The sequence below is a fragment of the Arthrobacter terricola genome, assembly GCF_004354015.1.
Classification (GTDB): Bacteria; Actinomycetota; Actinomycetes; order Actinomycetales; family Micrococcaceae; genus Arthrobacter; species Arthrobacter terricola.
Window position 1 is genome coordinate 81115 of sequence record NZ_SMRU01000019.1, and the last position, 26337, is coordinate 107451.

At 62.2% G+C, this 26337-nt stretch carries 27 protein-coding genes; 15 read left to right on the forward strand and 12 right to left on the reverse strand.

Annotated features, from left to right (window positions below; translation table 11 throughout):
• The first annotated feature begins 174 nt into the window (after window positions 1–174).
• From leuA to E1809_RS16220, 3 genes are all read left to right on the forward strand, one after another.
• Window positions 175–1914: a 2-isopropylmalate synthase gene (gene leuA, locus E1809_RS16210; RefSeq protein ID WP_133205275.1), complete on the forward strand. Its 1740-nt coding sequence runs from the start codon at window positions 175–177 to the stop codon at window positions 1912–1914.
• Between the two features lie 84 nt (window positions 1915–1998).
• Window positions 1999–2748, forward strand: a complete 750-nt coding sequence (recO, locus tag E1809_RS16215; RefSeq protein ID WP_133205276.1) for a DNA repair protein RecO — start codon at window positions 1999–2001, stop codon at window positions 2746–2748.
• Between the two features lie 2 nt (window positions 2749–2750).
• Entirely contained in the window at window positions 2751–3569 is an 819-nt protein-coding gene (locus E1809_RS16220) for an isoprenyl transferase (RefSeq protein WP_133205277.1), read from the forward strand.
• Window positions 3570–3586: 17 nt separating this feature from the next.
• On the opposite strand, the gene E1809_RS16225 is transcribed toward E1809_RS16220, so the two are convergent.
• The 3 genes from E1809_RS16225 to E1809_RS16235 are packed head-to-tail and all read right to left on the reverse strand — an operon-like array spanning window position 3587 to window position 7353.
• Window positions 3587–4660: an alpha/beta hydrolase gene (locus tag E1809_RS16225; protein ID WP_133205278.1), complete on the reverse strand. Its 1074-nt coding sequence runs from the start codon at window positions 4658–4660 to the stop codon at window positions 3587–3589.
• On the reverse strand, window positions 4657–5664 hold the full coding sequence (locus E1809_RS16230) for an alpha/beta hydrolase (RefSeq protein ID WP_133205279.1): 1008 nt from the start codon (window positions 5662–5664) through the stop codon (window positions 4657–4659). The genes E1809_RS16225 and E1809_RS16230 overlap by 4 nt, the downstream gene beginning before the upstream one ends.
• Window positions 5665–5673: 9 nt before the next feature.
• The gene (locus tag E1809_RS16235; protein WP_133205280.1) at window positions 5674–7353 is read right to left on the reverse strand and encodes an FAD-binding dehydrogenase; all 1680 of its coding nucleotides are present in this window, start codon (window positions 7351–7353) and stop codon (window positions 5674–5676) included.
• Between the two features lie 69 nt (window positions 7354–7422).
• Between E1809_RS16235 and E1809_RS16240 the strand changes: the two genes are divergently transcribed.
• Window positions 7423–8490: a quinone-dependent dihydroorotate dehydrogenase gene (locus E1809_RS16240; protein ID WP_133205281.1), complete on the forward strand. Its 1068-nt coding sequence runs from the start codon at window positions 7423–7425 to the stop codon at window positions 8488–8490.
• Between the two features lie 99 nt (window positions 8491–8589).
• On the opposite strand, the gene E1809_RS16245 is transcribed toward E1809_RS16240, so the two are convergent.
• The gene (locus E1809_RS16245; RefSeq protein WP_133205282.1) at window positions 8590–9189 is read right to left on the reverse strand and encodes a DUF3043 domain-containing protein; all 600 of its coding nucleotides are present in this window, start codon (window positions 9187–9189) and stop codon (window positions 8590–8592) included.
• Window positions 9190–9309: 120 nt separating this feature from the next.
• On the opposite strand from E1809_RS16245, the gene E1809_RS16250 reads away from it, so the two are divergent.
• From E1809_RS16250 to E1809_RS16270, 5 genes are all read left to right on the forward strand, one after another.
• On the forward strand, window positions 9310–10737 hold the full coding sequence (locus E1809_RS16250; RefSeq protein ID WP_133205283.1) for a dipeptidase: 1428 nt from the start codon (window positions 9310–9312) through the stop codon (window positions 10735–10737).
• A 206-nt stretch (window positions 10738–10943) separates the two neighbouring features.
• Window positions 10944–11330: a HesB/IscA family protein gene (locus E1809_RS16255; RefSeq protein WP_133205284.1), complete on the forward strand. Its 387-nt coding sequence runs from the start codon at window positions 10944–10946 to the stop codon at window positions 11328–11330.
• Between the two features lie 184 nt (window positions 11331–11514).
• Window positions 11515–12387 (forward strand): aa3-type cytochrome oxidase subunit II, encoded by an 873-nt coding sequence (gene ctaC, locus E1809_RS16260; RefSeq protein ID WP_133205285.1) that lies wholly within the window; start codon window positions 11515–11517, stop codon window positions 12385–12387.
• Between the two features lie 10 nt (window positions 12388–12397).
• Window positions 12398–14119, forward strand: coding sequence for an aa3-type cytochrome oxidase subunit I (ctaD, locus tag E1809_RS16265; RefSeq protein WP_133205286.1), 1722 nt, complete (start codon window positions 12398–12400; stop codon window positions 14117–14119).
• A complete protein-coding gene (locus tag E1809_RS16270) occupies window positions 14116–14517 on the forward strand; it encodes a cytochrome c oxidase subunit 4 (protein ID WP_133205287.1) in 402 nt (133 codons plus the stop codon). The genes ctaD and E1809_RS16270 overlap by 4 nt, the downstream gene beginning before the upstream one ends.
• 100 nt (window positions 14518–14617) lie before the next feature.
• Here the strand turns inward: E1809_RS16270 and E1809_RS16275 are convergent, their stop codons facing one another.
• The gene (locus E1809_RS16275; protein ID WP_133205288.1) at window positions 14618–14911 is read right to left on the reverse strand and encodes an HPr family phosphocarrier protein; all 294 of its coding nucleotides are present in this window, start codon (window positions 14909–14911) and stop codon (window positions 14618–14620) included.
• A 163-nt stretch (window positions 14912–15074) separates the two neighbouring features.
• Here E1809_RS16275 and E1809_RS16280 point away from each other — a divergent pair, with 163 nt between their 5' ends.
• Entirely contained in the window at window positions 15075–15866 is a 792-nt protein-coding gene (locus tag E1809_RS16280) for a GntR family transcriptional regulator (protein WP_133205289.1), read from the forward strand.
• 128 nt (window positions 15867–15994) lie between these two features.
• Here E1809_RS16280 and qcrB read toward each other — a convergent pair whose 3' ends face one another.
• The 4 genes from qcrB to ctaE form a co-directional block, all read right to left on the reverse strand.
• Window positions 15995–17668 (reverse strand): cytochrome bc1 complex cytochrome b subunit, encoded by a 1674-nt coding sequence (gene qcrB / locus E1809_RS16285; RefSeq protein WP_133205290.1) that lies wholly within the window; start codon window positions 17666–17668, stop codon window positions 15995–15997.
• A complete protein-coding gene (qcrA, locus tag E1809_RS16290) occupies window positions 17646–18716 on the reverse strand; it encodes a cytochrome bc1 complex Rieske iron-sulfur subunit (RefSeq protein ID WP_133205291.1) in 1071 nt (356 codons plus the stop codon). The genes qcrB and qcrA overlap by 23 nt, the downstream gene beginning before the upstream one ends.
• A 99-nt stretch (window positions 18717–18815) precedes the next feature.
• On the reverse strand, window positions 18816–19604 hold the full coding sequence (qcrC, locus tag E1809_RS16295; protein ID WP_133205292.1) for a cytochrome bc1 complex diheme cytochrome c subunit: 789 nt from the start codon (window positions 19602–19604) through the stop codon (window positions 18816–18818).
• Between the two features lie 86 nt (window positions 19605–19690).
• Window positions 19691–20329, reverse strand: coding sequence for an aa3-type cytochrome oxidase subunit III (gene ctaE, locus E1809_RS16300; protein WP_133205293.1), 639 nt, complete (start codon window positions 20327–20329; stop codon window positions 19691–19693).
• Between the two features lie 148 nt (window positions 20330–20477).
• Here ctaE and trpD point away from each other — a divergent pair, with 148 nt between their 5' ends.
• Window positions 20478–21536 (forward strand): anthranilate phosphoribosyltransferase, encoded by a 1059-nt coding sequence (trpD, locus tag E1809_RS16305; protein ID WP_133205294.1) that lies wholly within the window; start codon window positions 20478–20480, stop codon window positions 21534–21536.
• Window positions 21537–21572: 36 nt separating this feature from the next.
• Here the strand turns inward: trpD and E1809_RS16310 are convergent, their stop codons facing one another.
• Entirely contained in the window at window positions 21573–21854 is a 282-nt protein-coding gene (locus E1809_RS16310; protein ID WP_133205295.1) for an Lrp/AsnC family transcriptional regulator, read from the reverse strand.
• Between the two features lie 59 nt (window positions 21855–21913).
• On the reverse strand, window positions 21914–22312 hold the full coding sequence (locus tag E1809_RS16315) for a DUF3054 domain-containing protein (RefSeq protein ID WP_133205296.1): 399 nt from the start codon (window positions 22310–22312) through the stop codon (window positions 21914–21916).
• A 142-nt stretch (window positions 22313–22454) separates the two neighbouring features.
• Here E1809_RS16315 and E1809_RS16320 point away from each other — a divergent pair, with 142 nt between their 5' ends.
• The 3 genes from E1809_RS16320 to E1809_RS16330 all read left to right on the forward strand — a co-directional run bounded on the left by E1809_RS16320 (window position 22455) and on the right by E1809_RS16330 (window position 23931).
• Window positions 22455–22826, forward strand: a complete 372-nt coding sequence (locus E1809_RS16320) for a VOC family protein (protein WP_133205297.1) — start codon at window positions 22455–22457, stop codon at window positions 22824–22826.
• A 103-nt stretch (window positions 22827–22929) separates the two neighbouring features.
• Window positions 22930–23403 carry a VOC family protein gene (locus E1809_RS16325; protein ID WP_133205298.1) on the forward strand — a complete coding sequence of 158 codons (474 nt, stop codon included), beginning with the start codon at window positions 22930–22932 and terminating at the stop codon, window positions 23401–23403.
• A gap of 108 nt (window positions 23404–23511) precedes the next feature.
• Window positions 23512–23931: a VOC family protein gene (locus E1809_RS16330; protein ID WP_133205299.1), complete on the forward strand. Its 420-nt coding sequence runs from the start codon at window positions 23512–23514 to the stop codon at window positions 23929–23931.
• Window positions 23932–24059: 128 nt separating this feature from the next.
• Here the strand turns inward: E1809_RS16330 and E1809_RS16335 are convergent, their stop codons facing one another.
• On the reverse strand, window positions 24060–25592 hold the full coding sequence (locus E1809_RS16335; RefSeq protein ID WP_205754217.1) for an LCP family protein: 1533 nt from the start codon (window positions 25590–25592) through the stop codon (window positions 24060–24062).
• A gap of 111 nt (window positions 25593–25703) precedes the next feature.
• On the opposite strand from E1809_RS16335, the gene E1809_RS16340 reads away from it, so the two are divergent.
• Window positions 25704–26336, forward strand: coding sequence for a LysE family translocator (locus E1809_RS16340; protein WP_133205300.1), 633 nt, complete (start codon window positions 25704–25706; stop codon window positions 26334–26336).
• Window position 26337 lies beyond the last annotated feature (1 nt).

A 26337-nucleotide genomic window follows, 5' to 3' on the forward strand; every position in this document is an offset into this window, starting at 1 on the left:
TTTCACTGTCATCATACGCACCCGTGTTACTGTGAAATGGTGCGTGCAGGAATGCTTCTCCTTAGCTGCCGCGGCGAGGCCTCGAAAGCGAACATTCGCTAGGCCAACCCTCGCTGCGGAGTTTGCTATGCCCGGCCAATCTTCCATCTGGATTTAGAGAAAAGGCCCCAAGTCATGCGCAACGCACAAAAGCCCTCCGGAATGCCCATCCACCGTTACGTCCCCTTCCAGGACCAGATCAACGTGGAACTGGCGGACCGCACGTGGCCGGACAAGACCATCACCAAGGCCCCGCGCTGGTGCGCCGTGGACCTGCGTGACGGCAACCAGGCACTCATCGACCCCATGAGCCCGGCGCGGAAGCTGAAAATGTTCCAGCTGCTGGTCAACATGGGCTACAAGGAAATCGAAGTCGGATTCCCGTCAGCGTCGCAGACCGACTTCGACTTCGTGCGCCAACTCATCGAAGGCGGCCACATTCCTGACGACGTCACCATCCAGGTTTTGACCCAGGCACGGGAACACCTGATCGAGCGCACCTACGAATCGCTGGTCGGTGCCAAGCAGGCCATCGTCCACCTCTACAACTCGACGTCGGTGCTGCAGCGCCGCGTGGTCTTCAACCAGGACGAGGACGGCATCCTGGACATCGCCCTGCAAGGTGCCCGCCTCTGCAAGAAGTACGAAGAGACGTTGGCCGACACCCACATCACGTACGAGTACTCGCCTGAGTCGTTCACGGGCACTGAACTCGAATACGCCGCCAGGGTCTGCAACGCGATCGCCGATGTCTTCGAGGCATCAGCGGACAAGCAGGTCATCATCAATCTGCCAGCCACCGTGGAGATGGCGACTCCCAACGTGTATGCGGATTCCATTGAATGGATGCACCGGAACCTGCACCCGCGCGATGGCATCATCATTTCCCTGCACCCCCACAACGACCGCGGCACAGGCGTCGCAGCTGCGGAGCTGGGTTATCTGGCCGGCGCGGACCGCATTGAAGGCTGCCTCTTCGGAAACGGCGAGCGGACCGGAAACGTGGACCTCGTCACCTTGGGCCTGAACATGTTCGTCCAAGGCATTGATCCAATGATCGATTTCTCGGATATCGACGAAGTCCGCCGCACCGTGGAGTACTGCAACCAGCTGCCCGTCCCGGAGCGCTCACCGTACGGCGGAGACCTCGTCTTCACCGCCTTTTCCGGTTCCCACCAGGACGCCATCAAGAAGGGTTTCGAAGCCCTCGAAAAGGACGCCGCGGCAGCGGGCAAGGCCGTGGACGACTTCATGTGGCAGGTTCCGTACCTGCCCATCGACCCCAAGGACCTGGGCCGCAGCTACGAGGCCGTGATCCGCGTCAACTCGCAGTCGGGCAAGGGCGGCGTGGCCTACCTGCTCAAGAACGAACACAGCCTGGACCTGCCGCGCCGCGCGCAGATCGAGTTCTCCGGCGTCATCCAGCATCGCACCGACACCGTCGGCGGCGAGGTCAGCGGACCGCAACTGTGGGCGATGTTCCAGGACGAGTACCTGCCTGCGAGCACTGCCGAAGGGCAGTGGGGCCGCTATTCGCTGGGCGCGATCCGGACCGAAACCGATGAGGCCGGCGAACTCACGCTGCACGCGGCCCTGCGCGTGGACGGAACCGTGGTTGAACGGACCGGAACCGGCAATGGTCCTATCGCTGCGTTGCTCAGCATCCTGCGCGAAGACGGCGTGGACGTCCGCGTGCTCGACTACACGGAACACGCCCTGTCCGAAGGTGGAAGCGCCAACGCGGCTGCGTATGTCGAATGCGCAGTGGGGGAACGGGTCCTGTGGGGAGTCGGCATCGACCCCAACACGAGCACCGCGGCCCTGAAGGCAGTGATTTCCGCGGTCAACCGGGCAATCAGGGCCGTCCGGGCTTAGCCCTCGATCGCGCGGCGTCCACCAATAGGGCGCCGCGCGGTCCCGCCGGACCCGACTCCGTCCGGCGTGGTGCGAAGATTAACTGTGGCCAATTCCTTTGCAGCCCGTTCCTACCGGGACGACGCCGTCGTGCTCCGCACCCATAAGCTGGGCGAAGCCGATCGCATCATCACCCTGCTGACCAAGCACCATGGCCAGGTCCGAGCGGTAGCCAAAGGCGTTCGACGAACCAGCAGCCGCTTTGGCGCCCGTCTCGAACCGTTCATGGTGGCGGACCTTCAGTTGGTTTCCGGCCGAACCTTGGACGTAGTGACGCAGGCCGTGGCAAAGGGAGCCTACGGAAGTTCGATCGCGTCGGACTACTCGCGCTATACGGTCGCAGCCGCAATGACGGAAACGGCGGAAAAACTGACAGACGCCGACGCCGATTCGGGAACCGCCCAGTACAACCTCCTGGTGGGGGCCCTCGCCTCGTTGAGCCGTGCGGACCACCCACCAGAACTGATCCTCGACTCATACCTCCTTCGCGCTTTGGCGACGGGAGGGTGGGCGCCAAGCTTCACCGATTGCGCGCGGTGCGGAGCACCCGGTCCGCACACAGCCTTTTCCGCCCCCTTGGGCGGCATGATCTGCAACGACTGCCGACCACCAGGTTCGCCCGCACCGGCGCCCGAAACGGTGGTCTTGCTGGGTGCGCTCCTGACGGGTGATTGGGCGACGGCGGACGTATCGGAAAGCCCGCATCGCCGTGAAGCGGCCGGCCTGGTGGCGAGTTACCTGCAATGGCACCTTGAACGAGCATTGAAATCCCTCAAGCATGTGGAGCGAAGCTGAAAGTGGCACTGGGAAAAAAGAAGACGACAGCACCGCGCAAGGGCCCGGTGGTGGCCCCGTACCCGCATCCCTCCGGCGCCACGCCGCCGGTCATGCCTGCAGAGCTGATTCCGCGGCACGTGGCAATCGTCATGGACGGCAACGGGCGTTGGGCCAACCAGCGGGGACTGCCACGCATTGAGGGCCACAAAGCAGGTGAGCCCGCCCTGCTTGACGTCATGGCCGGTGCCATCCAGTTGGGCATCAAATACGTCAGCGTGTACGCCTTCTCAACTGAGAACTGGCGCCGTTCCCCGGAGGAAGTGCGGTTCCTCATGGGATTTAACAAGGACGTGCTGCGTCGCCAACGGAACCAACTCGACGATTGGGGAGTGCGGATTCGCTGGGCCGGACGACGTCCGAAGCTGTGGGGTTCAGTGATCAAGGAACTCGAGGACGCCGAAGAGTTCACCCGCGGCAACGACACCTGCACGTTGACCATGTGTGTTAACTACGGCGGACGCGCCGAAATCGCCGACGCCGTGGCAGCGATCGCACAGGACGTAGCCGACGGCAGGTTGAAGCCGGGATCGGTGAACGAGCGCACCATCCAGAAGTACCTGGACGAGCCGGACTTGCCGGACGTTGACCTGTTCCTCCGCAGTTCGGGCGAGCAACGGCTGTCCAATTTCCTTTTGTGGCAGTCCGCGTACGCAGAGTTCGTGTTCATGGACACCCTGTGGCCGGATGTAGACCGTCGCACCCTGTGGGACGCCGTCGAGATCTACGCGAAACGGGACCGGCGCTACGGCGGTGCCGTCGACGCCGCAACCCCGCGCTGACCGGGCTCACTTCAACGTCAGTCCGGATAGGACGCGAGCCAAATGGCGACATCGCGGTAAGCCTGTTGCCTGACGGTGCGCCGTGACAAGAAGACGTCATGGAGCGCGCCGGGGTAGCGGAAAACGGCTGTCCTTCGCCCCAGGCCCAGCGCCCGGCGGGCTGTTTGCTCAACGTCGATGACGGCGTCGACCCGCATGAGTTCGGCACTCCATTCGGCCTGTATCCGGGTACGTCCGGAGAGCAGGACGAGGACCGGGGCGTCAATGTTGAGTTTGCGTTCGACGGCCGCGTGCCCGGCGAGGACGGCCTTAGTCCAACCCGCGCGGATAGGGAAAGAGGCCCTTGGCCGCCACACGGGGTCCAAGGTCCACTCACCGTGGGCTTGGTTGCTCACGCTTTGCCAATACGCAGGCATTTCCGGGAAACGGAACGGTCGCTTCGGGTCCGTCCGGGCGATGGGCTCCACCAAGTGCATCGCGATGCTGCGAAAAAGGCTGCTTCCCTGAAGCTCGAGCCACGGCGAGTTCAACGTCAGCGTGGCAATCCGGCCTGGATTCCGGTTGGCCCACAGCGCGGCGATCAGGCCGCCCAGGGAATGCGCGATCATGTGGATGGTCGGAGCCTCCGAAATTCCGGTCCGCTCACGGAGATCCTGTTGGATGGCAAGTATCGCCGCGTCCAGGTCTTCGTCGTAGACCGTCAAGTCGGTGGCGTAGCCGGGAGTCTGCCCCGAGCGAAGGCTCCGGCCGAACTTGCGCAAGTCAACGGCATAGAAATGAAATCCCGAGGCCGTGAGGAATTCGGCAAGTTCGGTCTGCATGAAGTAGTCAGCCCAGCCGTGGATGTACAACACAACCCGGGGTGGACCTTCCGTGACGGGAACGTCGCGCCGGCGCCTGCGCCGGGTAAAGGCGGTCAGGGTGTCCAGGAGACCATGCGGAGCAGACAGCGGGGCATCCTTGCGCACATGCCGGACGAGCGTCGCGCAGACCGGCCCCTCGTCGTCGGGCAAAAGTTCCAACCCGAGCGCTTCGAATCCAGCCCCCAGGAAATCTTCTTGCCACAACGGCAAGCCCAGCTCTGTGGTCACGGCGTTTCCTGGATGCGTTGATGCTCGCGGCCGCTGATGTATCCGTGGACCCAGCGGCCCAGCCGCGCGTAGGCATCGGCGCGGACGGGACCGGCTGACAAGAACACATCATGGAGTCCGCCTTCCACCCGCTCCAGGGTGACCGACTGCCCAAGAGTCATGGCCCGGAGGGCCATCGTGTTGACGTCGAGCACCGCGTCCGAATGACGCATTGATTCCTGCCAGATCATTCCGTTCGCGCTGGATCCGGAGATGAGGACCAGGATGGGAATGTCTATCCGCAACCCACGGGCGACTTTTGCGTGCCCGCTGAGGACGGCGCTGAGCCATCCGGCGCGAACGGGAAAGGCCAAGGGAGGACGGTATTTGTCGTCGAGTGTCCACTCGCCTTCGGCGGAACTGCTGATGCTGCGGTAGTAGAACCCGCGCTCAGGCAAGCGCAGGATCGTCCTCGGGCGAAGCCGTGCCAACGGGCTGACCATGGTTTGGGCGGCCCGCCGCACCAAGGAACTACCGTGCATTTCCAACCATGGGCTGTTGAGGACGAGGAACTGGACGATACCCGGATACCTGCTGACCCACAACGAGGCAATCAGGCCTCCGGTTGAATGTCCCATGAGGGTCACGCAAGCACTTCCGCCGCTGACCTTCTCCTCTGCGCGGATCATCTCGATGGCTTGGGCAATTTCGGCGTCGTAATCGTCAAGGTGCTCCACGTAGCCACCCGGGGTGTCCGCCCGGAGGTTGCGTCCATGGTTGTGCATGTCCAACGCGTAGAAGCGGAACCCCAGCCCGGTCCAAAACTCTGCCAGGGCTACGTTGAAGAAGTAGTCGCTCCAGCCGTGCAGGAAAAGGACAGAACCATTCGGCGGGGGAGGGGTGGCCGGCATTCCTTGCGGAACGTGCCGGACCAGGGTGGCGCGGCGGACCACGCCGTCGGGTCCGGTTGCCTCGAATGCGTAACTTTCGAAGTCTGCGCCGAGGATGTCGGTCTGCCACTCCATGGGAACAGCTTAGACACTTGCCGCGGCATCACGCCCGGCCGCCCGTCCGGAGAAGAGGCAGCCGCCAAGGAAGGTTCCCTCCAACGCACGGTATCCATGGATTCCACCGCCGCCGAATCCGGCCGCTTCACCAGCGGCGTACAAGCCGGGAACCGGAACACCAGACATGTCGAGAACACGCGAGCGGAGGTCGGTCTGAAGTCCGCCAAGGCTCTTTCGCGTCAGGACTGACAACCGGACGGCGAGGAGAGGGCCGTGCCGCGGGTCTTCGAATCGGTGCGGCGGGGCGACGCGCATGAGTTTGTCGGTGGCGAAACGTCGCGCGGAACGGATGGCCGCGAGCTGTGGATCCTTACCGAGTCCGGAAACCACTTGACGGTCGCGGTCACGGATAAGCGACGCCAGCCCGCTTGGGTCAATCGACGCCGATCCGGTCAGGAGATTCATCTTTTCAGCCAATTCCACGGGCGTTCCTGCCTGCACGAAATCAGCGCCGTGGTCCAGGAATGCATGCAAGGGCGAATTCCCCGATCGAAGACGGGCGCCCAGAAGCCGGAGGTCCTTCCCGGTGAGGTCCGGGTTCTGTTCAGAACCGGACAACGCGAGTTCCTTCAGGGCAATCGTGCGGTTGCACACGAACCAGGAATGCGCATGGCCGCCCGCGAGGATATGCCGCAGGGCTCCCAACGAATCAAAACCGGGGAAGAGTGGGGCGGGCAATTGCCGTCCGGTCGCGTCCAGCCACAAGGAGGACGGCCCGGGGAGGATTCGGATGCCGTGCCGCGGCCAGACGGGAGAGTGGTTGCGGATTCCTTCGGGGTAGTGCCACATGCGGTCGCCGTTGATGAGGTTCCCGCCGGCTGCTGCCGCTGCGCTGAGGAAGTCGCCGTCGACCGAGGCGGGCACACCGCTCAGGAGTTCCTCCGGCGCTTCGCCACCGGGCCATTGCTTCCTGACCCTCGCATGGTTTCCGCCGATCCCGCCCGTCGTGACCACAACCGCGCCACCCGTCGCGTCAAAATGCCCGACGGCGGTCCTTGAGGACCCGTTTCCGCGTTCGGCCGGTGATGGCTCGAGGACCTCACCGCTCGCCCCGGTGACCCGGCCCGCCGTCGTCGTGATCGCCGTGGCGCGATGCCGGAAATGGAGGGTCACCCTGCCCTCCGCGAGGCCCTCATGCACTTTCGCGAGGAAAGGTTCCACCACTCCCGGGCCGGTGCCCCACGTGACATGGAACCTTGGAACCGTATTTCCGTGGCCCTGCGGGCCGTACCCACCGCGTTCAGCCCATTGGACCAAGGGGAAGAAGCGGACTCCCAGGCTGTGGAGCCAGGCCCGCTTTTCTCCCGCGGCAAAATCCACATAAGCCTCGGCCCATGATTTGGCCCACGAGTCTTCGGTCCGGTCGAATGCCGCAGAAGCGAGCCAGTCCTCCAGGGCAAGCGTCGCATTGTCCCGTACACCCAGCCTTCGCTGCTCCGGGGAACCGACCAGGAAGAGGCCGCCGAACGACCAATGCGCCTGCCCGCATATGGACGCGGCAGGTTCCTGGTCGAGGATCGCTACGCGCTTGCCCGCAGCATAAGCGTGCGAGGCCGCGACCAACCCTGAAAGGCCAGCCCCGATAACGACGACATCGGCCTCAATGTGCGCCGCGGAGTGAAGTGCACCACTTGGAATGCTCGACATCCGTACATGCTACCGCCGGGTAACCGCCTCCGGTTTGTTGCGCGGCAGCGAAACCGGAAAACTAGGAGCATGCGCGTTTACCCCACCTTCTTCAAGCTTGCCTTCTCCTGGATGGATGCCGAAAAAGCCCACAAGATCGGTTTCCAGGCGATTCGCCTTGCACACCGCTCGGGCGCCGGCCGGATCCTGGCCCGGATGACGGCCCCGCATCCCTCCTTGCGCACGGAGGCTTTCGGCCTGACGTTCCCCTCTCCATTCGGCCTCGCGGCAGGTTTCGACAAAGAAGGCCACGGCATCGAAGCCCTCGCAGACCTCGGCTTCGGACACGTGGAGGTCGGTACCATCACCGGCCAGGCACAGCCGGGCAATGAGAAACCGCGGCTATTCCGCCTCATCGAAGACAAGGCCGTGATCAACCGGATGGGGTTCAACAACGACGGCGCCGCGGCCGTCGCACCCCGGCTGAAGGCGGCGCGTGCCGCATTGCAGCGGTCAAACTCGGACGTACGTCCGGTGATCGGCGTCAACATCGGGAAAACAAAGGTGGTCGAACTCGACGACGCGGTGGCGGACTATCTCGTCAGTGCCCGCAGCCTCGCACCGGCGGCCGACTACTTGGTGGTGAACGTCAGTTCACCGAACACTCCCGGACTGCGCTTGCTGCAGAACGTCGAGACGCTCCGCCCCCTCCTGCGGGCGGTCGGTGACGCCGCGGACGAATCCGCCGGACGCCACGTGCCTTTGCTGGTCAAGATCGCGCCGGATCTGAGCAATGAAGACATCGACGACGTCGCACGCCTGGCATTGGACCTGAAGCTGGACGGCATTATCGCCACGAACACCACCATCGGGCGGGAAGGGCTGGCGTCCGATCCCGGCAAGGTGGAGGCATGCGGTGCCGGCGGCCTCTCCGGTGCGCCGCTCAAGGAGCGTTCGCTCGAGGTACTCCGTCGGCTCAAGGCCGCTGTGGGGGAGCAGTTGGTGCTCATCGCTGTTGGCGGGGTTCAATCCACCAGCGACGTCCAGGAAAGACTCGACGCCGGCGCAACGCTCGTTCAGGGGTACACGGCGTTCCTGTACGAAGGACCGTTCTGGGCAGCCGGGATCAACAAAGGCCTCGCGAAGCGTCGTCGCTAACCGCCAATACGGGAAAGACCCTGGACCGAATGGTCCAGGGTCTTTTTCATAGCTTTGCCATCCACTGCCACGCGATGGCGAATGGTTGGGGTGTCGGCCTTATGAGGGGTACTGGCCGCGCTGGACTTGGGGCTTGGGCAAGCGAAGGCGGCGGAACTGCAAGGACCGCATGCTGCCGTACCAGACCGTGCCGCGTTCCACTTCGCCGAACTTCTGCGCCAGTCCCTTCCGCAGCTTGCGGGAGAGAAGGAGGACATCAAGGAAAACGACGATGAACATCACCCAGAAGGCGATCAGCACATAGCTGAGGGTTTCGCTGCCCGACGGAATGATGAACGAAATCACCACGAACAACAGGGCACCGAACATAAGGTATTCGCCCAAGCTGAACCGGGCATCGACGAAGTCGCGGGCGTAACGTTTCTGGGGGCCCTTGTCACGTACCGGGAGATACTTCTCGTCACCGGTATCAAGTGCTTGGCGCATTTTCTGGCGCTGGTCTTGAACCGCAACCCGCTCCGCTTCCTTCGAAGCCTTGCGGTCCGTGGGTACCAAAGGGCGCTTGCGGGCAGCTTCCTGCGCCCTGCGCTTAGGTGTGGGTGCGCCCTTGCCGGCACCTGCACTCTTCAGGGGCGCATCGGCCGCAACCTGACCTACTGACTCTTGAGCGCTCGGCTCATCCTTTTTACGTCCAAACACCACTACAGAATACCTCGCAGGAACCTTCCCGAAGTCGAGGCGGCCAGCAACGGCGGATTGACCCCGCCACGCCGTCGGCACCCGTTCCCCGGCATGGGCGGCGACGGTAGTGTTTGGGCCATGACTTCAATGAATGCGGAGATCCCGCAGACCTTTTCAAACCGCGCCGGCACCATCAATGTGGATGCGCTCAAGTCTGCCGTAGACGCCACCTTCGACCACACCCTGGAACGGTTGAAGACCCTCGTGTCCATTCCCGGCATCGCGTGGCCCAGTTTCGACCCGGCGGAACTTGAACGAAGCGCCGAGACCGTCGCGGAATTCGTGCGCGAGGCAGGTTTTGCCGACGTGCAAATATTGCGATGCAACAAGACAGACGGCACTCCCGGCGGGCCCGCCGTCGTCGCCCGCCGCCTCGCCGGCCCCGGCAAGCCGACCATCCTGCTCTATGCGCACCATGATGTCCAGCCACCCGGCGACTCGACGCTGTGGAACTCCGAACCGTTTGTTGCCGAGGAGCGGGACGGCCGCCTTTACGGACGCGGAGCCGCCGACGACAAAGCGGGAATCATGGCGCACTTGGCCTCATACGCCGCTGCCACCCAGGTTCTCGGCGACGAATTCGGCCTGGGCGTGACGCTGTTCTTCGAGGGTGAGGAAGAGGCCGGTTCACCGACGTTCCGGACGTTCCTCGAAACGCACCGCGAGCTTCTCGCGGCGGACGTGATCGTCGTCGCCGATTCGAGCAACTGGAAGGTCGGAGTTCCGGCCCTCACCACCAGCCTGCGCGGCCTGGTGGACGGCACCTTCGAGGTGCGCGTCCTCGATCATGCCGTCCACTCCGGCATGTTCGGCGGCCCCGTCCTGGATGCCCCCACGCTGTTGTCGCGCCTGATCGCCACCCTGCATAACGACGACGGCAGCGTCGCCATCGAAGGACTGGTCGGCAAGGACGACGTCGTCGAGGACATCGACGAGGAGCAGTACCGCGCCGACGCGTCAGTGCTCGACGGCGTCCGGCTCGCCGGAAGCGGCAGCATCGCTTCGCGCCTGTGGACCAAGCCTGCCCTCTCGATCATCGGAATCGACGCACCCGCCGTCGATGTCGCCTCAAACACCCTGATCCCGGCGGCCCGGGCCAAGTTCAGCCTTCGGCTCGCGCCCGGCCAGGATCCGGACGCCGCTATGGACGCCGTGGAAGAGCATGTGAAAACCCACGCACCGTTCGGAGCGAAGGTGACTTTCACGCCGGGGGAGAGGGGCAACGCGTTTGCCACCGACACGGCATCGACGGCCGCGCGGATCGCCATGTGGGCACTTGGAGAGGCCTGGGGAGTACCGGCAGTGGAAATGGGGATCGGTGGCTCCATCCCGTTCATCGCCGACCTGACCGAGACCTATCCGGAAGTACAGATTCTTGTGACCGGCGTTGAGGACCCCGATTCCCGCGCCCACAGCGCCAACGAGTCGCTTCACATCGGCGACTTCCGAAACGCCGTGCTGGCGGAGGCCCTGATGTTGGCCCGATTGAACGTCGGAGGGCTGTAACACGGCGCGAATCGCCTGGGTGGCCGGGCTGCCCCGGCCACCCCGCGGGCTTGTTCCGGGAACAAGGCAAGTGTCCCCGCGGTTACGTTAGAAGTTATAGCTATGCGTCGGCTCGACGTAGCATGTAGCTATAACCCGCACGTATTTGGGTAAGGGCAGAATGCGCGGACGCGCGGCTGCCAAGAGCTTCATAAGAAGGTAGGCCAATGAGCACTGCAACCAACGAAAACAGCACCGGAGCGCAGGTCGCCGGCGGCGAGCTTCCCGAGCACGAGGTCATGCTGACCGACGTCGCTGCAGGCAAGGTCCGGAGCCTACTCGAACAGGAGGGGCGCACGGACTTGCGGCTTCGCGTCGCAGTTCAGCCCGGCGGCTGCTCCGGCTTGATCTACCAGCTTTACTTTGACGAGCGCTTGCTCGACGGCGATGCTGTCCGCGACTACGATGGCGTCGAAGTTGTTGTCGACAAGATGAGCGTGCCGTATCTCAGCGGTGCCAGCATCGACTTCGAAGACACGATCTCGAAGCAAGGCTTCACCATTGACAACCCCAACGCCGGCGGGTCTTGCGCCTGCGGCGATTCGTTCCACTAACCCGGAGTTTTTGCGCACTGTCGGCCCAGTTCAGGAGCGGGTTTAAACCCGCTCCGACGCACTGGGCCGACATGTCTGCGAAAACCGCTTGGGAGCGGTAAGCTCTACATCGGGTAGTAAAACTTTAGTGTGCCCGGTGGGGTTTTGGCCGGCCGGGCTGCAGCAACAAGAGGAAGGGCCGTCTGTGAGTTCGCAGAACCGAACCGGCAGCCGACGCAAACAGATCATTTCGATCACTGGCTTGGCACTAGCCGGCGCGTTGGCTTTGACCGGATGTTCACCAGAGGCAGCGAAGGGCTGGTTGCCCACCGATCGTGGGACTACTAGTAACACCGGCCGGATCATGGACCTCTGGGTCAACTCATGGATCGCCGCCCTGTCCGTTGGTGTCATCACCTGGGGCTTGATCATCTGGTGCATCATTGCGTACCGCCGCCGCAAAGGCACCACGGGATTCCCGAAGCAGCTCAGCTATAACCTCCCTTTGGAGGTCTTTTATTTGACCATTCCGCTGTTCATGGTCTTGGTGTTCTTCTACTTCACCGACCAGGACCAGCGTGCCATCGATGACCGCTCGCAGCCGGCCGACGTGACAATCGACGTCCGCGGCAAGCAGTGGGCGTGGGACTTCAACTACGTCAAGGGCTCGGTTATTTCCGAGGACCTGCACGAGGCAGGCGTCCAGGCCCACCTTACGGGCAACAACGTAGACAAGGACAAGCTTCCCACCTTGTACCTGCCGGTCAACAAGTCGGTTGACCTTGAGCTCAACTCCCGCGACGTCATCCACTCCTTCTGGGTACCGGCCTTCCTGCAGAAGCGCGACATGATACCCGGCAAGACCAACTACATCAGGGTCACCCCCACCCAAGAGGGAACCTATGACGGCAAGTGCGCCGAACTCTGCGGTGAATACCACTCCGAGATGCTGTTCCGTGTGAAGGTCGTTTCCGAGGCTGAATTCCAGGCACACATGGACCAGCTTCGCCAGAGCGGCAACACGGGTCTCCTCGATTCGAAGTACGACCGCAACCCAGACCTGAACGTAAAGAACTAAGGGAAGCGACGTGGCTACTTATACTCAATCCGCCGGGGTCCTTGATGCTCCGGTAGTACCGAAATCCAAGGGGCGCATCGTCGTCAACTGGATCACCTCGACTGACCACAAGACCATCGGGTACATGTACCTGATCGCGTCCTTCGTGTTCTTCTGCCTCGGCGGCGTGATGGCGCTGCTCATCCGTGCGGAACTGTTCGAACCGGGCATGCAGATCCTGCAGACCAAGGAACAGTACAACCAGCTCTTCACAATGCACGGCACGGTCATGCTGCTGATGTTCGCGACGCCGCTCTTCGCCGGCTTCGCCAACGTCATCATGCCTCTGCAGATCGGTGCTCCTGACGTCGCGTTCCCGCGACTGAACGCCCTGGCTTTCTGGTTCTTCCTCTTTGGCTCCACCATTGCGGTTTCCGGCTTCATCACCCCGCAGGGTGCGGCTTCCTTCGGGTGGTTCGCCTACGCGCCACTGTCCGACACCACCTTCACTCCCGGTGTTGGTGGCGACCTCTGGGTGTTCGGCCTGGCCCTGTCCGGTTTCGGCACCATCCTTGGTGCGGTCAACTTCATCACCACGATCATCTGCATGCGAGCTCCTGGCATGACGATGTGGCGCATGCCGATCTTCACCTGGAACACCCTCGTCACGGCCATCCTTGTCCTCATGGCCTTCCCGCCGCTCGCCGCGGCACTGTTCGCGCTGGGTGCTGACCGCCGCTTCGGTGCACACATCTTCGATCCGGAAAACGGTGGCGCCGTCCTTTGGCAGCACCTGTTCTGGTTCTTCGGCCACCCCGAGGTCTACATCATTGCGCTGCCGTTCTTCGGCATCGTGTCCGAGATCTTCCCGGTCTTCAGCCGCAAACCGATCTTCGGCTACAAGGGCCTTGTCTACGCGACCATTGCCATTGCGGCATTGTCCGTGACCGTGTGGGCACACCACATGTACGTGACCGGTTCCGTGCTGCTGCCGTTCTTCTCCTTCATGACCATGCTGATCGCGGTTCCCACCGGCGTGAAGTTCTTCAACTGGATCGGCACCCTCTGGCAGGGTTCGATCACCTTTGAAACTCCCATGCTGTGGAGCATCGGCTTCCTGGTCACCTTCCTTTTCGGTGGCCTGACCGGCATCATCCTGGCTTCGCCGCCGCTTGACTTCCACGTTTCGGACTCCTACTTCGTGGTTGCCCACTTCCACTACGTGGTCTTCGGCACGGTTGTGTTCGCGATGTTCGCAGGGTTCTACTTCTGGTGGCCCAAGTGGACCGGCAAGATGCTCAACGAACGCCTCGGCAAGATCCACTTCTGGCTCCTGTTCCTCGGCTTCCACGGCACCTTCCTGATCCAGCACTGGCTGGGTGTCGAGGGTATGCCGCGTCGTTACGCGGACTACATGCCGCAGGACGGCTTCACTTGGATGAACCAGTTCTCCACGATTTCATCCTTCGTCCTTGGCGCCTCTCTGCTGCCGTTCTTCTGGAACGTCTACATCACGTGGCGGAGCAACAAGAAGGTTGAAGTTGATGACCCCTGGGGCTTCGGTGCTTCGCTTGAGTGGGCCACGTCCTGCCCGCCGCCGCGCCACAACTTCACGTCGTTGCCTCGCATCCGTTCGGAGCGTCCTGCGTTGGACCTGCACCACCCGGAATTGGCGCAGAGCCACACCATCGATATCCCGAAGCCAGCAGCAAGCATGCTCGGCAACGCTGAGCAGGAGGACACTTCAAAGTGAGAGTCGAATCATGGATCTTCGGAGCAGGTACGTTCTTCTTCGTACCGGTCGCAATCGTCTACGGATTCCTGACCCACTGGACTGAATGGGTAGGCATCCTCGGCATCCTCCTTGTCGGTGGCCTGGCAGGCATGATCGGCGCCTACCTCGGCTTCACCGGCAAGCGCGTGGGAATGCGTCCCGAGGACCGCGCCGACGCTGAGATTCACGAAGGCGCCGGCGAGCAAGGCCACTTCAGCCCCTGGAGCTGGTGGCCGATGGTTCTCGGCCTGGCCTGCGCAGGCGGCTTCCTTGGCCTGGCCGTTGGTTTCTGGATCACGGCCGTTGCCGCTGGCCTGGCGATTGTGGCGCTGGTTGGCTGGGTCTTCGAATACAGCCGCGGAGACCACGCTCACTAGTAGCACCAACTAATAGCGGAGGGTCCCACCATAATGGTGGGACCCTCCGCTATTTTGCTTTAAGACGTCTATAGTCGCCGTTCAACATTAGGTTTGCCGCTTAGCGTCCTTCTACGGCCTCCAGGACGGCCGTGAGCGCCTTGAGGGCACCAGCGACCTCGTCGAGGGATCGGCCCGGCGGGAGAGCCTCTCCAGCGACTGAGAGAACCACCTCGCATCCGTGCCCGAAGTCTTCGGTCATAACTTCGAGCAGGGACCGGGCATCGACCGAATGCTGGCCGGGCTTGCGAATTGTCACAGGAAGTCCGGTCGCTGTCACCTCCCGCACGAAGACCGCGGCGGCACGCGCGTGAAGGCCGATCTCAGCGGCGACAATGGCTTTAAGCTCGGGCAAACCGGCTCCTCTAACTCCGACGGCCTCACGCCGACTGCTATTTTGATCCCTACAAGCGTAGCGCCGCGAACTGTATGCTCGATTTGTTTACCGGGCTGGTCTAGACCTGCGCCTGGTTTGGCATACCCTTGATCCATGGAAATCTTCTTGGCCGAAGACTGTCATGCCTGCTGAGGCTTCCCGCATAGTGGGGGAGATCGACCGCAAAAGCGGAACTCCGATTTACATACAACTCAGGGAAATCCTGCGTACCTACATCGCCGAATCATGCCGGCCCGGCGCCGCGTTACCGTCCGAGCGGGACCTTTCCGAACGCTTCGGCTTGGCAAGGATGACCGTTCGCCAAGCTATCGACGCGCTTGTGGGCGAAGAAGTCATCGAACGGGTTGTCGGACTTGGCACGTTCGTCCGCAAGCCGAAACTCGACCTTCAGGTGAAACTGACTTCGTACAGCGAAGAGATGCAGCGCCGCGGCATGGTGCCTGCTGCCAAGGTTCTGAGCTTCGAGCAGATCGCCGCGAGTGCGTTCTTGGCACGGGAACTCCAGCTCGAGGAGGGAACGCCATTGGTCCGCTTCAGGAGGCTCCTCCTTGCCGACAACGAACCCATGAGTGTGGACGAGAACTTCATCCCGGCGCATCGGGTACCAGGGCTTCTGGACGAAGCACCGCCAACATCGCTCTACAACGTCCTGAGCGAGAAATATGGCCTGGTCATGGAGTGGGGTGAAGACATGATCGAAGCAACAGCAGCATCACCGTCAACCGCGCGTCTCTTGAACGTCGACGTCGGTACGCCGTTGCTCAAAATCCAGCGCCACGCCTTCGTAGCACGTTCCATGGTGGACTATTCCGTTTCCTACTACAGGGCCGACCGATACAAATTGTGGGTTCCCCTCCAGCGGCCGGGAGTCCGGTCCACCCGGAGCCAGGCCACAGGCTACCGTAACCACTAGTCCGATGCGGCTGGATGCCGTGGTTAGGGCATCCAGCGTTGGGCAACATCGGGGCAAACAGACATAAAGAAAGCGAGAGAGGGTCCCATCCATTGGATGGGACCCTCTCTCGTTGGTATCAGCGGAAGCTAGTGGCTCAAAGTCCTCTGCTCGTCGCCGGACTCGATGGCTTCGTGGTGGCCGTGGCTGTGAGCTGCTGCCAGCTCAGCCGGAGTTGCAGGAGCAACGCGGTCTTCGAAGAACCACCGGGAAAGAGCGGCGCGACGCTTTTCCTTGCGGGTTACAACGCCATGCTCGTTCGGTTCTGCAGGCAGCGGAACCGGGGATTCGAAGCCCACGAGCCTGTACTGCTTGTAGTCGTTCAGCGGGGCGTGGACCTCGATGAACTCGCCGTGGGGCAGGCGCACAATACGACCGGTCTCGCGGCCGTGCAGCGCGATTTCGCGGTCCTTGCGTTGGAGCGCCAAAGCCACGCGCTTGGTCACGATGAACGCAAACACCGGTCCGAGGAAGAACAGCGCACGCAGCCAGTACGTGACGTCATTCAGGGCAACGTGGAAGTGCGTTGCAATGAGGTCGGAACCAGCGGCAGCCCACATCACGCAGTACCAGGTGAAACCTGCGACGCCGATCGCGGTACGGGTCGGAGCGTTGCGCGGACGGTCAAGCACATGGTGCTCACGGTCGTCCTTGGTGATCCAGCGTTCGATCCACGGGTAGGTGAACAGCACCGTGAAGATAATGCCGGCAGGAACAAGCGCGGGCAGCAGCACATTCAGGGTCAGCACGTGACCGAAAATGATGTACTCGAAGTGGAAGTCATTGACGACGCCAGGCATCAAACGCAATGCGCCGTCGACAAAGCCGATGTACCAGTCAGGCTGTGTACCTGCCGACACGGGGGAGGGGTCGTACGGACCGTAGTTCCAGATCGGGTTGATAGTGAACATGGCGGCCATGAGTGCGACGACACCAAACACGATGAAGAAGAAGCCACCGGCCTTCGCTGCGTAAACCGGACCCAGTGGGTAGCCGACGACGTTGCCGTCATTGCGGCCCGGGCCAGGGTACTGCGTGTGCTTATGCACAACCACCATGAAGAGGTGGATGACAATCATCAGCAAGATCATCGCCGGCACGAGCAGGATATGCAGCACGTACAGGCGTCCGATAATCGCCGTGCCCGGGAACTCGCCCCCGAAGAGGAAGAACGAGATGTACGTTCCGATCACCGGGATGGACTTGATGACACCGTCGATGATCCGCAGGCCGTTACCGGAAAGCAGGTCATCGGGAAGGGAGTAGCCAGTGAAGCCTTCAGCCATAGCCAAGATCAGCAGGACACCACCAACGACCCAGTTCATCTCGCGCGGCTTGCGGAAAGCACCCGTGAAGAACACGCGGAGCATGTGAACGCCAAGCGATGCCACGAACAGCAGTGCCGCCCAGTGGTGGACTTGGCGGAAGAACAAGCCGCCGCGGATATCAAAGGAAATGTTCAGGGAGGAGTTGTACGCTACCGACATCTCGACGTTGTACAAGGGCGTGTACGAACCCGAGTAGTGGGTTTCCGCCATGGACGGGTCGAAGAAGAACGTCAGGAAGGTACCGGACATCAGGAGGATGACGAAGGAGTACAGCGCCACCTCACCGAACATGAACGACCAGTGGTCAGGGAAGACCTTCCGGCCGAACTCGCGCAGGATGCCGGATCCGCCGACGCGCTGGTCAACGAAGTCAGTGATGCGGCCGACTTTGGTCTTGGCCGTGAAGGGGACTTCAGCTGTTGATGAGGCGCTCATGCTCGTCACGCTCCCAGTAACTCGGTCCTACAGGTTCTTTGAAGTCGCTCGTCGCAACGAGGTAGCCCTCGGCGTCTACCGAGATGGGCAGCTGGGGGAGCGGACGGCTGGCGGGGCCGAAGATGACCTTGCATTCCTTGGTGAGGTCGAAGGTCGACTGGTGGCACGGGCACAGCAAGTGGTGTGTCTGCTGCTCGTAAAGGGCGACAGGGCAACCGACGTGGGTGCAAATCTTGGAATACGCAACAATGCCGTTGTAGTTCCAGGTTTCGCGGCCCTTGGAGATGGTCAGGTCCTCGGGGTTAAGGCGCATGAGCAAAACCACGGCCTTGGCCTTCGCGCTGAGCTTGCCCTCGGGGAGCTCGTTCAAACCTTCCGGAATCACGTGGAACGCGGAGCCGATGGTGACGTCCGATGCCTTGATCGGTGTGCCGTCGGGGTCGCGGGTGAGGCGCTTGAGCTTGCCGTCCTGGGGTGCCCACATGGTGTGTGCGAGCTTGTCGTCCGGGCGCGGACCGAGGTCGCCGAACACGGCCAAGGCCGGGAGCGGTGCCAAGGCGACAGCGCCCAACAAGGTGTTGCGGATCAGCGGGCGACGCTTGATGCCGGTTTCCTCGACGATGTCGTCGACGATGCGCACGGCTGCCTGGCGGTCTTCCTCGGTGCGGATCGCGTGGCGCTCTTCCGAGACTTCGTGGTCCGGCATAAGGGCCTTGGCCCAGTGGACAATACCGGTACCGATGCCCAACATCGCGAACGCGGTGCCAAGACCCAGCAGCAGGTTCTGGGTCCGGATAGTAGCGATCGATCCATCGGTGTGCAGGTCGATGGCAAAGTACGACACTAGGAAGATCACCGTGCCGATGACGGAGATGCCAAACAAGATGGCTACCTGACGTTCGGCTCGTTTTGCGGCTCTCGGGTCCGTGTCAGCCAGGCGCAAACGGTGCGGAGGAAGTCCAGGATCCTGGAACTTCTCCACAGCATTCTGACCAGCCGTAGCTACGGTGCCCGAGTGGTTCGGACTGCCGTCACTATGGTTGCCCATAATTCGCCTCATCCTTCTCTCGTTGTCCCGGCGGAACCGGGTTAATGTTCAATTCAAAACTGCTGTGGGGACAGCAGAAGCTGGTGGTGCGGGTGTGTGCTACGACGTACGCGACGTCAGCCAAATGGTGAAGGCGATGATGACGCCGAGGCCTGCTACCCAGACAAAGAGGCCTTCCGAGACCGGACCCAGCGAGCCGAGGTCGGCGCCGCCCGGAGAACCATTCGCTTCAATCTTCTTCAAGAAGGTGATGATGTCGCGCTTGCCCTCAGGAGAAATGTTGGCGTCATTGAAGACAGGCATGTTCTGCGGACCCGTGGACATGGCTTCATAGATGTGCTGAGGTGTCACGCCAGCAAGTGCGGGTGCGAACTTTCCTCGGGTCAAAGCACCGCCGGCAGCTGCGGCGTTGTGGCACATGGCGCAGTTCGTGCGGAAGAGCTCGCCACCCTTGGCAGCATCTCCGTTTGCGTCAAGCAGGGAGGCATCAGGGATTGCCGGGCCGGCGCCGAGGGAGGCGACGTATGCTGCCAGCTGCTGTGTCTGCTGGTCGTTGAACTGCCGCGGCTTCTCCTGGGCCTGGGGTCCGTTCATCTGCATGGGCATACGGCCGGTGCCAACCTGGAAGTCAACCGCGGCTGCGCCCACGCCGACGAGCGACGGAGCGTCCTTGGATCCGCTGGCACCCATGCCGTGGCAAGTGGCGCAGTTGGCGGCAAAAAGCTTGCCACCTTCCGAGACGTCGCTAGCGCTTGCGGTAGTGGTGTCTGCTTTCGCTTGGTTGACCGTTGTAGCAACGGCGTAAAGCCCACCAGTGACGAGGAGTCCCAGCAGCAGCAGAGCAATTGCTGCCAGTGGATGACGTCGCTTCTGCGAGAGTGCCTTCACGTGGTGGTTCCTTTTTTCGAGACTGCGTCGGCTCCGGGAGCCGTTTCTTTAAAATTCATGCTCTTGTGGAAAGAGTCGGTGCTGGTCTACTTCAGGACGTAGATGACCAGGAAGAGGCCGATCCACACAACATCCACGAAGTGCCAGTAGTACGAGGTGACGATTGCCGAAGTCGCTTCAAAGTGTCCGAACTTCTTGGCAGCGTACGCACGTCCGATGATGAAGAGGAACGCGATGAGGCCGCCGATGACGTGCAGGCCGTGGAAGCCCGTAGTCATGTAGAACGAGGAGCCGTAGGCGTTGGCCGAGAGGGTGACATGCTCCGAAGTGAGCATGGCGTATTCGGTGGTCTGGCCGGCAACGAAGAAGGAGCCCATGAGGAACGTCAGGATGAACCACTCGGTCATTCCCCAACGGGTGATCTGCAGTAGACCGCCCCGGCGGCGAGGCTCGAGGCGTTCGGCAGCGAACACGCCCATCTGGCAAGTAAAGGAGCTGGCCACGAGGACGATCGTGTTCACGAGCGCGAACGGGAAGTTGAGCTTGCTGGTTTCTTCAGACCACAGGGCGCCCGAAGTGGAGCGCAGGGTGAAGTACATGGCAAAGAGACCGGCGAAGAACATCAACTCACTGGAAAGCCACACAACGGTTCCAACGGATACCAAGTTGGGGCGATTCAGCGTCGGGTGCGCCGGGGTACTGGGGGCATGGGTCGCAGATGTCACAAGGACATTATGTCTATAAAAGTCCGGACTTCCCAATGCAAACCGCCTTTTGGGGGGACTTTTTCTACAAACACGCGAAATCGCGCGGAAAAGTTCCCGGACTACTTCGCATTGGTCACGGAGCGGTGTAGATCGCTAGCATCAAGTCGTGACTTCACAGGCAACTGCACAGCAGGCAAGCAACTCGTGGCCAGGACTTATCTCCGCGATGCTCAAGGGACAGGACCTCTCCGTCCAGAACACGGCATGGGCAATGAACACCATCATGTCCGGAGAAGCCGCCCCGTCCCAGATTGCCGGTTTCCTGGTTGCCCTCAGGGCCAAAGGCGAGACGGTGGAAGAAGTCACCGGCCTCGTCGAGGCCATGCTGTCCAATGCCAACCCAGTGAACATCCCCGGCGAAAAGCTGGACATCGTAGGCACCGGCGGGGATCAGCTGAACACCGTCAACATCTCCACGATGGCGGCCTTGGTGGCGGCCGGCGCGGGCGCGCGCGTGGTGAAGCATGGCAATCGGGCGGCGACGTCGTCGTCGGGTTCCGCCGATGTGCTCGAGGCGTTGGGCGTCAGGCTCGACCTGCCGATCGACCGCGTTGCCCGCAATGCCGAGGAGGCAGGAATCACTTTCTGCTTCGCGCAGGTGTTCCACCCCTCGTTCCGCCACACTGGCGTGGTGCGGGCGGAATTGGGAATCCCGACCGCGTTCAACTTCCTTGGTCCCATGACCAATCCCGCACATGTACAGGCGTCGGCCGTGGGCGTGGCCAACGCCACGATCGCACCACTGATCGCCGGGGTCCTGGCTCGCCGCGGCAGCCGGGGACTGGTATTCCGCGGCGAAGACGGTCTGGACGAACTGACCACCACAGGGCCGTCGACAGTCTGGGAAATCAGGAACGGACAGGTGGCGCAGCTGTCATTCTCGCCATCAGATCTTGGAATCGCCCCCGCGACCGTAGCGGACCTCCGGGGCGGGGACGCAAAGGCGAATGCCGCCGTCGTACGCGAAATACTGGGCGGTAAGCCGGGAGCGGTCCGAGACGCCGTGCTGCTCAACGCCGCCGCCGGCCTGGTTGCCTTCGACCTCGCTGCCGAGGGTCCCTTCCTGGAACGTATGGAGTCGGCGCTGCGGCGCGCGGCTGAATCCATCGATTCCGGCGCCGCGCAGCGCGTGCTGGAAACTTGGGTGGCGCTCAGCCAAAGCTGATCGCCGCGCCGGCAATCACACGGCGCCGGGGGAGGACTACTGCTCGAACCCCAGCGAAAATGCGGCGTCGAGATCGTGCTTCGAGTAGGCGCGGAAGGCAATGTGGGTGGTCGTGTGGACCACGGCGGGCACCTTGGAGAGCCGGTCCGCAATGACGTCCGCCAATTCTTCGTGCTTTGCCACCCGGGCCACTGCGATGAGGTCCCATTCGCCCGTCACCGAGTAGACCTCGCTGATGCCCTTGATGGCGGAAATCTCCTCGGCCGTTTCGGGGATGCGCGAAGCGTCGGTCTTGATCAGGACAAAAGCGGTGATCACTGGGAGGCCTTTCCGGAGTGCAGCAGCGGACGTTGCAAGCCTAGTGCATCCAAGGGCCCTTAGCCCCGGGGCGTCCGGGTACGGAACCGGACCCCGAGTGCGATCACGGCGCGGTACCCCAGGAGCAGGGTCGCAAGGCTGATCAAGGCCACGATGATGAACGCAATAACAACAACCTGACCCGTGATCGCCCGGAGGATCATCCCGACCGCGACGGTTCCTATCCACACAGCGACCCCGGCAGGCCAGAGGGAGAACGGCGCACGCCACACGCGTACCACCAGCCAAGCGACAGCAGCGCCGGCAAGGAACGGCCAAGCTGTGGCGAAAACGCCGATGATAACGTCGGGTCGCTGGTGCGCATCACGGCCGATGGCGGCAAAGATCAGGATGAGGACGACGTCGGCCACGGCGGAGACAAGGGTGGAACGCGAAACAGCGGTTTTGGCAGCAGGCATGGAATCGACATTATCCCGCCGGGCCGGTCGAGTTCGAACCGGGCGCTGGTTCGAAGCGAAGCCGGAACCGGCCCGGCAAGCCCTTGTGCCCCCGTGGCGCACCTGCAAGCCTTGAATCCGGAACTGCGATACGGAGGCCGACGTGAGGTTGATCCAAGTTGCCCAGAGAGCGGTCGACCTGGATCGGGCGTCGGACTTCTACTCCCGGCTGCTCGACGCCGAGCCGAGCGGCAGATTCGATCCGCCCGGACTCCTGTTCTTCGATCTTGACGGTATCCGGCTCCTGCTGGACCGTGGCGCACCGGCCGCGCTGATCTACCTGGACGTGGCTGACGTCCGGTCTTCGCTCGAGGAATTCCGCAGCCGAGGCGTCCGGGTCCTCCAGGACGCGCAATTGGTCCACCGGCATTCCGACAACCGTTTGGGTCCGGCCGGAACCGACGAATGGATGGCGTTCATCGAAGACAGTGAAGGCAACACCCTGGGCCTCGTGACCCGCTACCAACGGGGCTGAGCAGACGCCGCTGTGGGCATTGTGTCCGCGGAGGACGCCGACTAGCGTTCAGACCGAAGCCGGAGACTGGAGGCCGGCCAGGCGGAATGGAAGGACATTCATTATGCAGAAAATCACTACGTGCCTGTGGTTCGATTCCCAAGCCGGGGAAGCCGCGGAGTTCTACACAACACTGTTCCCTGGTTCTTCGATCGGAAAGGTCCTGCGGAGCGGCGATGCCGGTCCCGGACCGGCCGGACAAGTAGTGACCGTTGAGTTCGAGATAGAGGGCAGGGAGTTCGTGGCCCTCAACGGCGGCCCGATGTTCAAGTTCACCGAAGCCGTCTCGCTCGTGGTCAATTGCGATACCCAGGAAGAAGTGGACCGCTACTGGGATGCGCTGACCGAGGGCGGCGAGGAAAGCCAGTGCGGTTGGCTCAAGGACAAGTTCGGCTTGTCCTGGCAGATCGTCCCCAAGATCTTCCCGGAGCTTCTTTCAGGCCCGGATCCCGACGGCGCGCAACGGGCCATGGCCGCGATGCTGCAGATGAAGAAGCTGGACATAGCCGCCCTCCAGAGCGCCTACGACGGCGCCTGAAAACCGAGAGGACGCGAGGATGCATCGCCCGTAGTTGAGTCCATCGGGAGCTGTTAGCATGACCACAAGGCAGCTCATCCGGCCGCCACAACCCTGAGGAGAAATGCAATGCCCACGAACCTCAACCCGTACATCAGCTTCCGCGACAACGCCAAGGACGCCATGGTGTTCTACAAATCCGTTTTCGGCGGAGAGCTGACGCAAAGCACTTTTGCTGAATTCCATGCGAGCGAAGACCCTGCCGAAGGCGACAAGATCATGCACTCGGCCCTCACCACCGGCAATGGAATGGTCCTCATGGCCGCGGACACCCCGAACAGCATGGAGTACAACCCGGGCAACAACATTTCGATCTCGCTGAGCGGCGAAGACGAGACCGAACTTCGCGGGTACTGGGACGGACTGGCCGACGGCGGAACTGTGACTGTCCCGATGGAGAAGGCACCGTGGGGTGACGTTTTCGGAATGCTGACGGACAAGTTCGGCATTGCTTGGCTTGTCAATGTATCCGGAGAGCGTTCCGAATAGCCAAGCAGCCCGACGGCGGTGAGGGAACCGCCGTCGGGATCGCCTCCTTCGGGGACGGGAAACCACAAGGGCGCCCTCCGGTCCGCAACGCGGAACGGGGGCGCCCTGTCTTCGGCTGAATCGTAAAGCTAGCCGAGCGGGTTGGTCGTCTGGCAGGTCTGGTCCTGCGCGGTTTGGTTGACGACGTCGCTGGGCTTGGCTGCCGGGAGTGTGGGCTTGTCGCCTGTGGCGAAGTCCTGCCCGGCGTAGACCTGGACACCCTGCACAGTGTTTACCTGCTGAATGCTCGACGCCGGCAACCCGAACATCGCAGCGACATCCGCGGCGACGTCGGCAAACCCGGCACCGTAGTAGACCATGGTCTGTGCCCGGGTTTCAGCCTGGATCCGGGACAGCTTGGTGAAACCGGCGTTTGACAGGATCGTTCCGATCTCCTGGCTCCTCCCGCTCACGCCTGTTCCATTGGCTACGGTGATCGGCTGGAGTGCCTTGCTGTAGGCAGCTGTCGGAGTCCCGGCAGCGGTCGGGGCCGCCAATGGTGCCGCGCTTGCTGCCGGCTGGCTAAGGTCGGCGCTCTGCTTCAACGCAGCGAAGAAGTTGCTTGCCGCCGGTTCGTCGAGGTCGAGGCGGTTGGGGTCGGACGTCGCCGGCACATTCGGCACAGTGATGAAGTTGACCTTGGCGGGGTCGATGTTCTTGAGCCGGCCGGCGATGGTCAGCAAGGCGGGAACCGAAGCAAGCCCGTCGTCGACCGTGAGGTTCTTTGTCACCGTGTCAGCAATGGTGAGCATCTTCTGGGGGTCGCTCAGCGTCCCCTCGGACTTGAGCTTCCGCACCAAGGAGCCGAGGAACGACTGCTGGGCTTTAATTCGTCCAAGGTCACCGCCGTCCGTGAACGCGTGCCGGGTCCGAAGGAAGGCGAGGGCCTGGTCACCTTCGACCTGCGAAGTGCCCTTGGGCAAATGAAGTCCCGATTCGGGGTCGTCCACAGCGGAGCTGACGCAAACGTCCACGCCTCCGACTGCCTTCGAGAGTTCCGTTACGGCGTTGAAGTCGGCCATCATGAAGTGGTCGACTTCCAGGCCCGTCAGCTTGTTGACGGTATCGACGGCGCAGCCGATTCCGGCCTCAGCCATCGCACTGTTGATCATGGCATTTTGCCGTTCGGGATAATGCTGGCCGGTCTTGCTGTCAGTGCAGGCCGGAACATCAACCAGTAGGTCCCGCGGAAAGCTGATGACGTTGACGTGGTTATTGTCCGCCGAGATGTCCACAAGCATCATGACGTCGGATTGACCGTAGCCGGACGATTGGTCCACGGTACCGAATTGCCCGTTCTTGCCGCTTCTCGTATCGGTGCCCAAGATGAGGATCTGGAGCCGGTCCTTACTGTCGTCGACCGGACCTTCCGTCCTGATTCCTCCGGCTCCCAAGGCGGATTTTGAGATGTTCGACTGGAGCCGCCACACCCAATACCCGCCGAAAGCGACTACTGCCACCAGCAGTACGGCAACTACGGCGCTGGTGATCTTGAACCAACGTGGCGCAGTGCGGAAGCTGAATCGCCGGCGGCTGCGGACGGCCAATTTGCCCTGACCTGGATAGCCGACGGGTCCTGTCTGGCTCGGATCCGGGTTGGGTGCATCGTGGGGAGTTACCAAAAGGGACTACCTCTCCAGGGGGAATAACGGTCGGCCCCATTGTAGCCGGGGGGTCTGGGAAACGGCCGAACTTCGTATCCTATAGCACACTTGCGGTGATTGAATAGGACAATGACTTTCCCTTCGTTGGCGGCATTCATCGGGCTGTGCGCAATTTTGGCGCTCACCCCGGGGCCCGACTCGTTCCTGGTCTTGAGGTACAGCCTTTCGAATGCCCGGTCCGGCCTATCCGCCGCGTTTGGTTCGTCCCTCGGCAGCATCTTCTGGGCGGCACTTGTTGGCATTGGATTGGCGGCCTTGCTGGAACAATCCGCCGAGGCGTACCGGATAATGAAAATCGTGGGTGGCTTGTACTTGATCTACCTCGGCGTCACCGCGTTTATCCATAGCCGACGCATGCAGCACGGACCGTTGGACGGCGAGCGCACTGTGAAGAACTCCTCAATTCGCTCAAGCTTCCTCGCGGGTTTGCTCTCGTGCATGCTCAACCCGAAGGTTGGCCTGTTTTTCCTTGCCATCGTTCCCCAATTCCTGCCGACGGGGAATGCGTCCTTTGGCTTGACGATGCTGCTCGGGGTCATCGACTTCGCCGTTTCGATGATCTATCTCGGAGTCTTGTCCTTCGTGGCCACCAAGGCGGTTCTCTGGCTGAAAAAGCCGTCCGTCACCAAGGCAATGGAACGCACCTCCGCCGGGATTCTTGCCACGCTGGGCCTTGGGACTGCCATCTCGGCGAACAGCTAGG

What these genes read in the sequence shown, in the direction of transcription:
- E1809_RS16280 (WP_133205289.1), top strand. Translation starts at nt 15,075, where the DNA reads ATGCCTGCTGAGGCTTCCCGCATAGTGGGGGAGATCGACCGCAAAAGC.
- qcrA (WP_133205291.1), bottom strand. Translation starts at nt 18,716, where the DNA reads ATGGGCAACCATAGTGACGGCAGTCCGAACCACTCGGGCACCGTAGCT.
- qcrB (WP_133205290.1), bottom strand. Translation starts at nt 17,668, where the DNA reads ATGAGCGCCTCATCAACAGCTGAAGTCCCCTTCACGGCCAAGACCAAA.
- E1809_RS16325 (WP_133205298.1), top strand. Translation starts at nt 22,930, where the DNA reads ATGCAGAAAATCACTACGTGCCTGTGGTTCGATTCCCAAGCCGGGGAA.
- E1809_RS16330 (WP_133205299.1), top strand. Translation starts at nt 23,512, where the DNA reads ATGCCCACGAACCTCAACCCGTACATCAGCTTCCGCGACAACGCCAAG.
- E1809_RS16240 (WP_133205281.1), top strand. Translation starts at nt 7,423, where the DNA reads ATGCGCGTTTACCCCACCTTCTTCAAGCTTGCCTTCTCCTGGATGGAT.
- E1809_RS16250 (WP_133205283.1), top strand. Translation starts at nt 9,310, where the DNA reads ATGACTTCAATGAATGCGGAGATCCCGCAGACCTTTTCAAACCGCGCC.
- E1809_RS16340 (WP_133205300.1), top strand. Translation starts at nt 25,704, where the DNA reads ATGACTTTCCCTTCGTTGGCGGCATTCATCGGGCTGTGCGCAATTTTG.
- E1809_RS16230 (WP_133205279.1), bottom strand. Translation starts at nt 5,664, where the DNA reads ATGGAGTGGCAGACCGACATCCTCGGCGCAGACTTCGAAAGTTACGCA.
- E1809_RS16235 (WP_133205280.1), bottom strand. Translation starts at nt 7,353, where the DNA reads ATGTCGAGCATTCCAAGTGGTGCACTTCACTCCGCGGCGCACATTGAG.
- leuA (WP_133205275.1), top strand. Translation starts at nt 175, where the DNA reads ATGCGCAACGCACAAAAGCCCTCCGGAATGCCCATCCACCGTTACGTC.
- E1809_RS16255 (WP_133205284.1), top strand. Translation starts at nt 10,944, where the DNA reads ATGAGCACTGCAACCAACGAAAACAGCACCGGAGCGCAGGTCGCCGGC.
- E1809_RS16315 (WP_133205296.1), bottom strand. Translation starts at nt 22,312, where the DNA reads ATGCCTGCTGCCAAAACCGCTGTTTCGCGTTCCACCCTTGTCTCCGCC.